This is a genomic window from Flavihumibacter sp., assembly GCF_036676075.1.
GTDB lineage: Bacteria > Bacteroidota > Bacteroidia > Chitinophagales > Chitinophagaceae > Flavihumibacter.
The window spans coordinates 167,542-179,352 of sequence record NZ_JAKFDQ010000007.1 but is presented as its reverse complement, the minus strand read 5'-3'; the positions used below and the strand labels follow the sequence as shown (position 1 = coordinate 179,352).

Annotated in this window: 12 protein-coding genes; 3 read left to right on the top strand and 9 right to left on the bottom strand. The window is 47.0% G+C overall.

The genetic code is table 11. The features are described 5' to 3' along the window. Window positions 1-26: 26 nt before the first annotated feature. The 5 genes from V6M43_RS03615 to glyA form a co-directional block, all read right to left on the bottom strand. Window positions 27-644: a response regulator transcription factor gene (locus V6M43_RS03615; RefSeq protein ID WP_332732673.1), complete on the bottom strand. Its 618-nt coding sequence runs from the start codon at window positions 642-644 to the stop codon at window positions 27-29. 88 nt (window positions 645-732) lie between these two features. Beyond that, window positions 733-1,158: a DUF4293 domain-containing protein gene (locus V6M43_RS03610; RefSeq protein WP_332732672.1), complete on the bottom strand. Its 426-nt coding sequence runs from the start codon at window positions 1,156-1,158 to the stop codon at window positions 733-735. A gap of 40 nt (window positions 1,159-1,198) precedes the next feature. Further along, a complete protein-coding gene (locus V6M43_RS03605) occupies window positions 1,199-1,873 on the bottom strand; it encodes a hypothetical protein (RefSeq protein WP_332732671.1) in 675 nt (224 codons plus the stop codon). Next, on the bottom strand, window positions 1,867-3,051 hold the full coding sequence (locus tag V6M43_RS03600) for a hypothetical protein (RefSeq protein ID WP_332732670.1): 1,185 nt from the start codon (window positions 3,049-3,051) through the stop codon (window positions 1,867-1,869). Before V6M43_RS03600 ends, V6M43_RS03605 begins: the two co-directional genes overlap by 7 nt. A 171-nt stretch (window positions 3,052-3,222) precedes the next feature. Further along, window positions 3,223-4,503, bottom strand: coding sequence for a serine hydroxymethyltransferase (gene glyA, locus V6M43_RS03595; protein ID WP_332732669.1), 1,281 nt, complete (start codon window positions 4,501-4,503; stop codon window positions 3,223-3,225). A gap of 249 nt (window positions 4,504-4,752) precedes the next feature. Between glyA and V6M43_RS03590 the strand changes: the two genes are divergently transcribed. Genes V6M43_RS03590 through V6M43_RS03580 form a run of 3 tightly spaced genes read left to right on the top strand, consistent with a single transcriptional unit; the run spans window position 4,753 to window position 7,177 of the window. After that, window positions 4,753-5,751 (top strand): sugar phosphate nucleotidyltransferase, encoded by a 999-nt coding sequence (locus V6M43_RS03590; RefSeq protein WP_332732668.1) that lies wholly within the window; start codon window positions 4,753-4,755, stop codon window positions 5,749-5,751. A gap of 42 nt (window positions 5,752-5,793) precedes the next feature. After that, window positions 5,794-6,747, top strand: coding sequence for an NAD(P)H-dependent flavin oxidoreductase (locus V6M43_RS03585; RefSeq protein WP_332732667.1), 954 nt, complete (start codon window positions 5,794-5,796; stop codon window positions 6,745-6,747). Window positions 6,748-6,757: 10 nt separating this feature from the next. Continuing rightward, the gene (locus V6M43_RS03580; RefSeq protein ID WP_332732666.1) at window positions 6,758-7,177 is read left to right on the top strand and encodes a carboxypeptidase-like regulatory domain-containing protein; all 420 of its coding nucleotides are present in this window, start codon (window positions 6,758-6,760) and stop codon (window positions 7,175-7,177) included. A gap of 9 nt (window positions 7,178-7,186) precedes the next feature. Here the strand turns inward: V6M43_RS03580 and thpR are convergent, their stop codons facing one another. From thpR to V6M43_RS03560, 4 genes are all read right to left on the bottom strand, one after another. Then, on the bottom strand, window positions 7,187-7,735 hold the full coding sequence (gene thpR / locus V6M43_RS03575) for an RNA 2',3'-cyclic phosphodiesterase (RefSeq protein ID WP_332732665.1): 549 nt from the start codon (window positions 7,733-7,735) through the stop codon (window positions 7,187-7,189). 71 nt (window positions 7,736-7,806) lie between these two features. Further along, window positions 7,807-9,120, bottom strand: a complete 1,314-nt coding sequence (locus tag V6M43_RS03570) for an ABC transporter permease (RefSeq protein WP_332732664.1) — start codon at window positions 9,118-9,120, stop codon at window positions 7,807-7,809. 15 nt (window positions 9,121-9,135) lie between these two features. Further along, a complete protein-coding gene (locus V6M43_RS03565; protein WP_332732663.1) occupies window positions 9,136-10,071 on the bottom strand; it encodes an ABC transporter ATP-binding protein in 936 nt (311 codons plus the stop codon). A gap of 74 nt (window positions 10,072-10,145) precedes the next feature. After that, entirely contained in the window at window positions 10,146-11,711 is a 1,566-nt protein-coding gene (locus V6M43_RS03560; RefSeq protein ID WP_332732662.1) for an NAD(P)/FAD-dependent oxidoreductase, read from the bottom strand. Window positions 11,712-11,811 lie beyond the last annotated feature (100 nt).

Below are 11,811 nucleotides of genomic sequence, written 5' to 3'. Positions count from 1 at the left end.
TCAAAATAACCCATATGGGTGAGTCCTCAGATGATCTTTTCAGCCATTGCTTTAGCTACGGCCTCTTTGCTGGACCTTACCTGTAGTTTCAGGTATATATTTTTAATGTGCACCCGAACCGATTCAATGCCCATGTTCAACTCTTCAGCGATCTGTTTAGAAACATGGCCTTTTGAGAGTAGTTTCAATACGCAGCGCTCAGCATGTGAAAGTTCATAACTGCTATTCTCCCTTGCATCCTGGAAACTAGTAAAGAGTTTTATTGCAAGGGCCCGGCTCATGGGAGCCCCGCCATTAAGCACCAGTTTTATGGCGCAGTTCAAGGCATCGGGAGTTGTTGATTTGGCGAGGTGGCCATTGGCCCCTGCACATAGACAGAGGAATATTTTTTCCTCTTCTTCAGCAGATGAAAAACTGATAATAGAAGTTTCGGGCCAGGCATTTTTTATCTGGTGAATATTGGTGATAATGTCTTTAGACTTCATGTCTAAGTCGAGCAGCACTATGGCAGGTTGCTTTGCGCTGGCGATCTCGAAAATATCCTTGCAGCTATTGTATTGTCCCATCAATTCATATTCCTCGTTATCCTGAAACAAGGAATCAAATAGTTTCCTGATCGCCCCATCGGTTTCGAATATGATCATCCCCTTGCGCATTAAGGGAAGGTATTATCCTTAATGCCGCAAAGAAATCCTCCAATGGGGGATAAGCTGGTTTATTATGCGCGAGGATTTATCTGAGGCGATCCAGGCTCTTGATGAGTTTTTCATCCTTTCTTATTCCGGCAGATGCCAGGAAGAGGAAGATCATCATGGCAATGGGTAATAATCCACCCCATTGGTAGGTTCCCTGCACTATTGCATTTTCCTTTTTGAAATCTTCAATGTACCAGACCTGTAATCCAATCACTACGGCCGATAGCAGCGCGCCGATGATCGCCATCTTGTATTGTGTCTTCCGATTCTTGTACATAAAAATTGCCACGGTAGAAAGAACAGCAATTCCCACGGCCAGTGCAAAGGCGAGCAGACTTTCAGCGGCCAGGATGCTTCGCTTTGTTTGATCAGCAAGTGTTGCAGTAAAAAGGGGAGTATTGGCCATAGCAAAACCACAAATGGCGGCCGCGGCCAGCCAGATCGTTTGTACACGTTGAATCATAGGTCTTTTTTATTGGGCGTAAAGATATAGAAAATGCCCTTCAGCGGGTAGGCTGTTGTAACTGGTAATAATAAAGAGCCACCTCGGCATAATTATACCGGTTGGTGCTAAGTGCCGTGGTCTTATAATGCTGCCGCTGCATCATGCCCTCGATATAAGATTCGGGATGCCAGTAGCCACAGTTATAGGCCGTGGCATAGAAGCGGAGTTTCTCTTCTCCCGAACGCCATTTTTTGCGCGCATATTTATGATCCATCAATTGCAGGAAATACCTGAGGTAAAGAATCTGTCCGGATATACTGTTGAGCCGATTGATCCTCTCTTCCCTGTTAATGCTGGCGGGATGAGATTTTTTAGTGCTTATCCTTAAAATATCTTTTTCTATCCTTTCTGCGAAGGAGGGTTTGATCTGGAAGGGACCGATGGAAAAGTCGGCATAGTCGTGGCCAAAATTTATATAGAGCACCTGGAGTGCCATCAGTTCGAGTTTGTTTTGAAGCTGGTGGAACCGCACTAATTCGGGGGCAATAATAGCTTCTGCAAAACCGGTATCAGCAACCTTATTGCCCAACTGTTCCCAGTTCACTTTTTGTTGCCGCAGTACCTGCCTTGCTTCTTCCAGCTGTGGCCGGAGATCAGGGGCCAGGGTTCCCTGGCCCCTTACCGGTGCTATATATATTAGAAGAACGAATAGTATGATAAATGATCTTACCACGGAATGGTGGATTGAACTACTTCCTTATTTGCATTGATATGGAGGAAGTGAAGCTTCAATCCGCCGGAGGTTCTTTCCACTGTTGGAAGTATACCTGTTCGCACGGTGCTGCCTTCAGAGAACTTTAATCCACCTGAACTTGCCACTACATATGCTGATGCGTCATGGTTAAATATTACGGCGTCATCATAGTTCACACCTTTCAGTGTATATAATTCCTTGCTATCCTTATATACGGTGGTGCCTTCTTCAGAATCGCTGGAAGATGACATCACGATATAACTCTTACCATCGTGCAGCGCATAGGCCTTACTGTTCTGGTGGTAGGGACCAGAGCTCACACCATCTTCATTCATGAAATATTTCATGGTGATATCTTCTGCCGCATAGCTATACATTAGCTCTCCCGTTACCGGGTTCTGCAGTATCTGCGCCATGATGGTATTCAGGGGGATATCTTTCTTTGGAGCGGGCTGGTGTATAACGGCGCCCATCTTATCGCCCTGCAAACTCATAGTGATATATATGAGCTTGTTATTCTTTTTATCATAGTAATGCCCCATGTACTGCGTTCCGGCAGGAAGTGTCTCTATTACTTTTCCTTCATGCTTTATCAGCACTTTTCCCTCCATGGTATAACCGAGATCGCGCTCACTATGGCCCTTTAATTCTTCGAAGCTATAAATGCCACTGCCAGCAGTAGCCGCGCGCTTAGGAAGCAACTCAGCCGGCACCTGTTTGAAGGGTCCCTGCCTGCCCGATTCTGTAATGGCATAGAAATCATTTCCACTCTTCACGATCAGCGTATAACCATTGCCGCCACCTGGTGTTCCTATCTTAATTGTCGATTCATCGGCAATTATATATTCTCCTTTATTGAGGGTGGCAAGTGTTTTCTCTGTGCGGGCTGCCCCACCTGGCATAGATTCGGTTTTACCACTATTACCCGGTACAGCTTTTCCTTCGCTGTCATCATTTACTCCGCGGCTTGAACCACTGCCTGAACCATTGCTGTTTCCACTGGTTGTTTCACTTGTATCTGAATCTTTTTTGGTGGTCACTTTATTCACCGTTTCTGTTGCCTTGTTCTTGAGTTTCTTGATCAGTCCCTGTGAATGGGAGATCCCCGGCTGAAGGCCAAGGACAAATAATAATAGAATGGTTGGTTTGAAATTCATCAGAATAAAATTTACTGGTTTAAATAAATGATGAACCAACCAAAGCCTCGGGGTATTTTCAGGGGGGTGAGAAGAATGTAAATTTAATCTAAAAGCGAAGAACCGCAAAGTGCAGCCCGATGGCACTTGCGGTTCTGTTGTATGAATCAATTAAATGCAGGTATGAATTGATCAGCCCAGTTCAGGATAAAGCGGGAACTGCTGCATGAATTCATTCACTTCCATCCTGATGGTGGCCAGCAGCGCTTCATCATCGGCGTTCATCAGCACCCTGTCGATAGCGTCTACCACAAATTCCATGTGTTCTGCCTGCATGCCCCTGCTGGTGATAGCAGGTACGCCTACCCGAATACCAGAGGTAACGAAGGCGCTTTTATCATCAAAGGGAACCATATTCTTATTCAGCGTGATCTCTGCCTTTCCAAGAACCTGCTCGGCTTTCTTGCCACTGATATTTTTGTTGCGGAGATCAATCAGCATCAGGTGGTTATCGGTTCCATCGCTGATGATCTTATAATCACGGCTCACCAATGCTTTCGACATGGCCTGCGCGTTCTCCACGATCTGCTTTGCATAGCTGGTGAATTCATCGCTGAGCAGTTCACCGAAGGCAACAGCTTTAGCCGCAATCACATGTTCCAGCGGACCGCCCTGTGTACCGGGGAAAACCGCCATATCGAGCAGGTTGCTCATCAGGCGGGTATTGCCTTTTACATCTTTGAGTCCAAGTGTGTTTTCAAAATCCTTGTGCATGAGGATGATACCGCCTCTTGGTCCGCGGAGTGTTTTATGGGTAGTGGAAGTAACAAAATGACAATGTTCAAAAGGAGAATTCAGGAGACCCTTGGCGATCAGTCCGGCGGGGTGGGCCATATCGCAAAGCACGAATGCACCCACTTCATCGGCCACTTTCCTGATACGCGCATAATCCCAGTCGCGGCTATAAGCCGAGGCGCCACAGATGATCAGTTTAGGTTTCACCGCGCGTGCCTGCTGCTCCAGCATTTCATAATCCACCAGTCCGGTTTCTCTTACCACGCCATAGAAATGCGGATTGTAGAGTTTACCTGAAAAGTTCACAGATGATCCATGAGTGAGGTGACCGCCCATGCTGAGATCGAGGCCCAGGATATTATCACCGGGTTGAAGGATGGCCAGCATAACGGCAGCATTGGCCTGGGCGCCGCTATGGGGTTGAACATTCGCATATTCACAACCGAAGGCTTCTTTGATGCGGTCAATAGCCAGTTGCTCTGTCTGGTCAACGATCTCGCAGCCGCCATAATAGCGCCTTCCCGGATAGCCTTCAGCATATTTATTGGTAAGAACACTCCCCATTGCCTGCATAACCTGCAGGGAAGTGAAGTTTTCAGAAGCAATCAGTTCAATACCATGACGTTGGCGTTCCAGTTCCTTGCGGATGAGATCAAAGACTACAGCATCTTTTTGCATGAATAAAAATTTGGCGCAAAAATACGGCATCCAAAGAGAATAATAAGACAAAAGGCCGTCCCGAAAGGGATGGCCTTTTTATTTAACCAACTGCAACTATCAACGAAGTGTAAAGGTGCATCATTAAGATCCTTAATCTGCTTACAATGGTCAGGCGCTCAACTGATTTTGCTCATGGCTGCATATTTTTTTCCTATTTTCACGCCTGTTAAGGCCTGCCATACCCTGGCCTTCGAAAAATACTTTCGCATGAAAGCGATCATTCCCGTAGCCGGTGCAGGCACCAAGTTGCGACCCCATACATATACCCAGCCTAAGGCACTTATTCCACTCGCGGGAAAAAGTATCCTGGGCATTATCATAGACCAGCTGGTTGATGCAGGCGTTAATGAGTTCATTTTTATCATTGGCTACCTGGGCGATAAGATCCAGGACTTTGTAGAAGAAAAGTACCCTCATCTCCAGACGCATTTTATACAGCAGAACGACCGGCTTGGAATTGGTCATGCCATCCTGCTCACCCGCGAAAAGGTGGCAGATGATGAGGTTATCATTGTGCTGGGCGATAGTATCTGCGAATATGATGTACGCGGTGTAATTGAGAGCAGCCAGTCGGTACTCTGTGTGAAGAGGGTTGATGACCCCCGCGATTTCGGTGTTGCCGAGATCGGTGAAGATGGTGTAATAACCCGGGTGGTGGAGAAGCCCCAGATCCCAAAATCTAATATGGCGCTGGTAGGCATCTATCGAATCCGCGAAACACCGCTGATGTTCGAATGCCTGGATAATAACCTCAAGCAGGGACTCACATCTTATGGCGAGTTCAACCTCACCGATGCACTTGAGTGCATGATAGGCGGGGGTACGCTCATTAAGGCGGTGAAAGTGCAGAACTGGTTCGACTGCGGCAAGAAAGAAACACTCCTCGAAAGCAATGCAACATTGCTCAGGAAGATGGGACAGAATATTTCAGCAGAGCACCAGTTTGAAAATACCATCATCATTCCACCTGTAAGTATCGCTTCAGGTTGTGATATTACTAATAGCATTATCGGTCCCAATGTTTCCATTGGAGAATGTGTTACCATAACCGATTCTATCATCAAGGATTCGATCATCGGAAGTTTCGCCGACCTGAAAGATATCGTGCTCACCCATTCGCTGATCGGTTCCGATACCGAGGTAAGAGGTGAGAGCAGGAGTCTGAATATTGGCGATAATACCGAGATAGACCTCGGTAAAAGGTAAGCGCTCTAACTTTATACCAGAAGCATTTACAAACCTTCATACATGGACCTTTCCAATAACCGCATTGTTTCCCTTTTCGGAATTGAATACCCCATCATACAGGCCGGCATGATCTGGGCCAGCGGATGGCGGTTAGCCTCTGCCGTTAGTAATGCCGGTGGGCTTGGACTACTGGGCGCTGGCAGCATGTATCCCGATGTGTTGATCCATCATATCCGCAAATGCAAAGAGGCCACTGATAAGCCTTTTGGTGTGAATGTGCCGCTGCTCTATCCCGATATAGAGAAGCTGATGCAGATCATTATTGAAGAAGGCGTGAAGATCGTTTTTACTTCTGCAGGTAATCCAAAAACATGGACAGCTGTATTGAAAGAAAAAGGTATCACGGTGGTGCATGTGGTGAGCAGCAGCAAGTTTGCGCAGAAAGCAGAAGCGGCGGGATGTGATGCGGTGGTGGCGGAGGGTTTTGAAGCGGGGGGACATAACGGCAGGGAAGAGACCACCAGTTTTGTACTGGTACCTGCTGTGGCATCGGCGGTGAAGATACCCGTTATAGCTGCCGGTGGAATTGCAACCGGTCGGCAGATCTTTGCCGCCATGGTGCTGGGGGCAGAAGGCGTTCAGGTGGGAACAAGATTCGTTGCTTCTGAGGAAGCATCCAGTCACCCCGATTTTAAAAAGGCAGTGATTAATACGGCTGAGGGCGATACCATGCTGAGCATGAAAAAGCTGGTGCCGGTTCGGCTGATGAAGAATAAGTTCTTCCAGGAGATATTTGAGGCGGAGCAAAGAGGAGCGTCAGATGAGGAACTGAAGACATTGTTGGGAAGGGCCAGGGCGAAGAAGGGTATGTTTGAAGGTGATTTGCAGGAAGGAGAGCTGGAGATCGGGCAGGTGAGCGCCCTTGTAAAAGATATTCTTCCGGCTAAAGAAATTATCCGAAATTTATGGAGAGGCTTTGAAGATGCTGTGAGGACGCCATTCAACTATCAATAAAACGGAGCTAATGAGAATTCCAAAAATCGTGGGACTGTTGGGATTGCTGACCCTTTCACAAGGCGTTTATGCAATAGGTGGAGAAGGTAAACCAAATGAGGGAGTAGTTCATGGTTATGTAGTGGATGGCACTACAAAAAAGCCGGTGGCCGGAGTAGTTGTTTCAGCAAGTTCATCTTCAAAGAGAGGATCATCTGTTGAGGTATCAACCGATGCGGATGGTTATTTCAGATTGAAGCAGGTTCCTCCCGGTGATGTATCACTGCAGTTTGAGAAGAAAGGCTATCGTATGATCCGCAAAGAGCCTGTGGCCGTTAAAGAAGGATTTCTTCATAAGCTCAATGTTGATATGTATACAGATAAATCAGGAATCATACCTGATATTGAAATGGAGTATCCTGCATTGCGATTGATCGATGGGATCTTATGATCCATCATTTCATTTTAATCCATCATTTCCCTTCAATAAAAAATCAGCTTTCGTCTTCCACTTTCCCGGCTCCAGTTGTAGCAGTGTGATCTTATGTGCATTGAACTGCGCTTTGTAATCTATGCTACTGAAATATGCAAATGCATCTTTAAATCCGCTGAGAGGAATATCGCGATTAGCAATAGTTATATGCGGATGGAAAGGTCTTTTCTCCTCCTTAACCAGTTCAGGAAACATGCGATGCATTTCATGAACCAGGTTCTTATAGCATTGGTTGAGCAAATAATTTTCTTTCACTTCCAGGAAGATCACTCTCTTATCAAAGGCGCCGAAACCACCAACGGCAATATCAATCGGACTCAACTCCTGCACAAAATTCTCCAGCAATGCCTCCACTTTTTTTATCGTATCGGGGTCAGTAGAAAAAGGAGCGACCAGGGTTATATGTGCCGGTGATTTCATCGCCACTTTACAACCATAGTGCTCCTTCATCCAATGTTTATATTGGCTGACCTGCTCCTCCACTTCCTCCGAAGCCAAAATCGCTATAAAAAACATTTGCATTTCTTAGTCTCTTCCATCCCTCCATCTCTCCACATCCATCCCTCCATCCCTCTATCCCTCCACATCTATCCCTCCCTTCGCATCGCCCACTTCCACATCTCCTTCCACGTCGGCTTTTTGCCATACATGAGAATAGCGGTGCGATAGATCCTTGCGGCAAGCCAGGTTGTTCCCAGGAAACCCAGCACCAGCAAAGCCAGTGAGAGGGCGATCTGCCATCCCGGAACGCCATAGGGCAGTCGGGCCATCATTACGATAGGAGATGACAAAGGAAATAGGCTGCCGAAAAGTGCGAGTCCGCCATCAGGTTTATTGATAGCCTGGGTCATGATCACGAAAGAAAAAATGATAGGCATGGTGATGGGCAGCATTAGTTGCTGTGCATCCTGCGGATCTTCATTCACGGCACTTCCCACTGCTGCAAACATAGAAGAGTAAAGCAGGTAACCGCCCATGAAGTAGAATATAAACAGCACCAGTATCATCCCGATATTCACTTCGTTGAGGTTGTTCATGATAGAACGCACCATTTCAATTTGTTTGGAATTTCCACCCATGGCCTGCATGCCGCCAGCCTGCGATGCGGCTTGGTCGAGCAGTTGGGGGAATATAACCGGTAATAAAAGTTGCAGGGCCATCATGAGCACTCCCCATATAAGAAACTGAACCAATCCCACTGCGCCGATACCAAGAATTTTTCCCATCATCAGCTGGAAGGGCTTTACGCTGCTCACCATCACTTCGGCAATGCGACTTGTCTTCTCTTCCATCACCCCGCGCATTACCATGGCTCCATAAATAAATAAGATCATATAGATCAGGATGCCGCTGATAAAACCAAGTCCGTAGGCGAAGCCTGTGTTACCGGTTTTACCACCTTCTTTTGAAACCTTCAATGCGATGCCTGCTTTAGAACTATCAACCTGTTGAACTGAAACACCCGGTGCAAGAAGGTGTTGCAGCCGAACCTTATCAAGCGCAGCGTTTAATTTGTCTTCGATCTTATCCTGTGTCATCAATCCAACACTTGATTTGCTGGAGTACACAAGGCTATCACCCTTATTGCCTTTGAAGCCATCCGGAACAACAATGTAGCCGGTATAGGTTTTTGCATCCACTTCCTTTTGCAAGGCAGTCACGTCGGCCGTGGGGAGGAAACTGAATTTTAGGTTGTTGTCGTCTTTCAGGTAATCTTTTAGCTGACCGCTGTTTCCTGCAACGGCAATATGAAGTTTGTCGTCAGATTTTACGCTGAAATAAATGATCATGGCATAGAAGCCAAAGATCAGGACGGGTAATAGTATGGTGGAGAGCAGGAAAGTCTTTTTCTGCACCCTGCTTAAAAATTCCCTTTGTATGATGATGAGTATCTTGTTCATGGATTTCGGTTAGTGTTAAACGTTGGTTGACTGGAATTCTCTTGATGCTACATGACTTCCCTTCACGAGCCTGATGAAGATATCATTCAGGGTGGGGAGTTCTTCCTGGAATCCGCGGATGGGAACGCCGGCATTCATCAGTTGCTTCAACACTTCGTTTGTATTTGCCTGTGGTTGAAGCTGTATCACCCATTCTTCACCTTCCTGCTGCAGGATCTTAAATCCTTCTGTTGCATTCACCTGGTGCGGACCGTCGGTTGTAAGGCGGAATAGGTTTTCCTTGTACTGCTGACGAATGGCATCAACTTTTCCATCCAGTATCTTCTTTCCTTTGTTTACCAGGATGATCTGGTCGCAGATCTCTTCCACCTGCTCCATGCGGTGGGTGCTGAAGATAACGGTAGCGCCTCTTTTAGCGAGTTGGAAGATCTCTTCTTTGATAAGATTAGCGTTCACGGGATCGAGACCGCTGAAGGGCTCATCGAGGATGATCAGTTTTGGTTCATGCAATACGGTTGTTACGAACTGGAGTTTTTGTCCCATGCCCTTACTCAGGTCTTCCACCTTCTTACCCCACCAGCTTTGCATCTCAAACTTTTCAAACCAGTGCTTGACTTTTTCGATGGCTTCTGCTTTTGGTAGTCCCTTAAGCTGGGCCAGGTACACGGCCTGGTCGCCGATCTTCATCTTTTTATAGAGACCTCTTTCTTCTGGCATGTAACCGATCTTGAGGATATCATCGGTAGCATGGAAAGGCTTGCCATCGAAGATTATATCTCCCGAGTCGGGATAAAAGATGCCGGTGATCATCCGGAGCAGGGTTGTTTTACCAGCGCCATTTGGTCCAAGTAAACCAAAGATGGTTCCACGCTCAATGGAGAAGCTGATATCATCCACCGCTTTTTGCGTAGCATAAAATTTCTTGAGGTTGCGAACTTCCAGTAAGGACATAAGCTTGGTTTAGGTTCAAAAGTAAAAGGAACAATCTGTTAGATGCAGAAAGGAAAGATATATTACATAATTGGTCAGGAATCTTTTCTGTTGAAAAGTTCCACCAGTTGAAGGGCGATCTTTTCACCATCCATGGCGGCACTCACGATACCGCCAGCATAGCCGGCACCCTCGCCGGCGGGGTACAATCCTTTAACCTGCGGGTGCTCAAGTGAAAGCGGGTCGCGCGGAATACGAACAGGTGAAGAGGTCCGCGATTCAGTAGCCACTACAATAGCTTCCTGGCTATAGTAACCGCGCATCTTCTGTCCGAAAGCTTTGAAACCTTCTGCCAGGCTCTTATATACAAAATCGGGAAGTACATCCCAAAGGGGGGCAGCATGAACGCCCGGTAGGTAAGAGCAGGGGGGAAGGGTGGAAGAGATCTTCTTATTGATGAAATCGGGCATGCGCAGAGCGGGGGCAACAAATTTTCCGCCGCCGGCATCAAATGCTTTCTTCTCTACGTTCTGCTGAAAATGCATGGCAGAGAGGGCTCCAGTCTTATTGCCATAATCTTTTTCTTCAATGGATACCACCATTCCCGAATTCGCATAAGGGTTGTTTCTTTTGGATGGACTCCATCCATTCACAACCAGTTCACCTGCACTGGTGGCGGCGGGAGCAATGATACCGCCGGGGCACATGCAGAAAGAGAATACCCCGCGACCGCCAACCTGCTGAACAAGATTATAAGAAGCAGGGGGAAGAAATTCGGAGCGGGTGCTACAATGATACTGGATACTGTCGATCAGCTCCTGCGGGTGTTCGATGCGAACGCCCAGTGCAAAAGGTTTAGCCTCTATGAGTATCTGTTGCTGATGGAGCAGTTCAAAAATATCGCGGGCAGAATGACCGGTGGCGAGGATCACTGCATCCCCATCAAAGCGGTTGCCCGATGCTGTTAGTACACCTCTTATCCTTCCCTCATTAATATTGAAGGCGCTCACCTTTTGCTCAAAATGAAATTCCCCGCCGGCAGCAAGGATCTGCTGGCGCATGGCCACCATGATATTGGGTAATTTATTGGTGCCTATATGCGGGTGCGCTTCATACAGAATTCTCTCATCGGCACCAAACTGCACAAAAAGGTTGAGGATGCGGTCGATGCTGCCGCGTTTATTACTGCGGGTATAAAGTTTTCCATCGCTGTAGGTTCCGGCACCACCTTCCCCAAAACAGTAGTTGCTGTCGGGATTAACCTCTCCCTCCTTATTGAGCGCCGCAAGATCGCGCCGCCTCGCCCGCACATCTTTTCCCCTTTCGAGGATGATTGGGCGGATACCTTTTTCAAGAAGTTGCAAAGCAGCAAAGAGTCCGCAGGGTCCGGCACCTACAATAATAACTGAATGCTCAGCCTGATGAACATCTGGAAAAGAGATCCTGTTTATGTTTCGCTGGTGGAAAGGCTCATCAATAAAGGCGTTGAGGGTAAGATTGATGCGCACCTGCCTGCCGCGGGCATCGATAGATTTGCGGAGGATATGATAACCAGTGATGGCTTCGGGTTTTTTTCCAGCCGCAGTGGCCAGGTAAGCGCTGATATGCTGGTGATTCTCTGCTTCTGCAGGAGTCACCTGTATAGTGAATTGTTGTTGCATGGTTAGGTATTTATCCTAAAACAGCAAAATTAACCTTTCGGCGAAATTGGTTGACAGGAAAAAAATAATATGCATAATATTTGTACCTTTTAACACCAGT

What these genes read in the sequence shown, in the direction of transcription:
- V6M43_RS03615 (WP_332732673.1), bottom strand. Translation starts at nt 644, where the DNA reads ATGATCATATTCGAAACCGATGGGGCGATCAGGAAACTATTTGATTCC.
- V6M43_RS03610 (WP_332732672.1), bottom strand. Translation starts at nt 1,158, where the DNA reads ATGATTCAACGTGTACAAACGATCTGGCTGGCCGCGGCCGCCATTTGT.
- V6M43_RS03600 (WP_332732670.1), bottom strand. Translation starts at nt 3,051, where the DNA reads ATGAATTTCAAACCAACCATTCTATTATTATTTGTCCTTGGCCTTCAG.
- glyA (WP_332732669.1), bottom strand. Translation starts at nt 4,503, where the DNA reads ATGCAAAAAGATGCTGTAGTCTTTGATCTCATCCGCAAGGAACTGGAA.
- V6M43_RS03590 (WP_332732668.1), top strand. Translation starts at nt 4,753, where the DNA reads ATGAAAGCGATCATTCCCGTAGCCGGTGCAGGCACCAAGTTGCGACCC.
- V6M43_RS03585 (WP_332732667.1), top strand. Translation starts at nt 5,794, where the DNA reads ATGGACCTTTCCAATAACCGCATTGTTTCCCTTTTCGGAATTGAATAC.
- V6M43_RS03580 (WP_332732666.1), top strand. Translation starts at nt 6,758, where the DNA reads ATGAGAATTCCAAAAATCGTGGGACTGTTGGGATTGCTGACCCTTTCA.
- thpR (WP_332732665.1), bottom strand. Translation starts at nt 7,735, where the DNA reads ATGTTTTTTATAGCGATTTTGGCTTCGGAGGAAGTGGAGGAGCAGGTC.
- V6M43_RS03570 (WP_332732664.1), bottom strand. Translation starts at nt 9,120, where the DNA reads ATGAACAAGATACTCATCATCATACAAAGGGAATTTTTAAGCAGGGTG.
- V6M43_RS03565 (WP_332732663.1), bottom strand. Translation starts at nt 10,071, where the DNA reads ATGTCCTTACTGGAAGTTCGCAACCTCAAGAAATTTTATGCTACGCAA.
- V6M43_RS03560 (WP_332732662.1), bottom strand. Translation starts at nt 11,711, where the DNA reads ATGCAACAACAATTCACTATACAGGTGACTCCTGCAGAAGCAGAGAAT.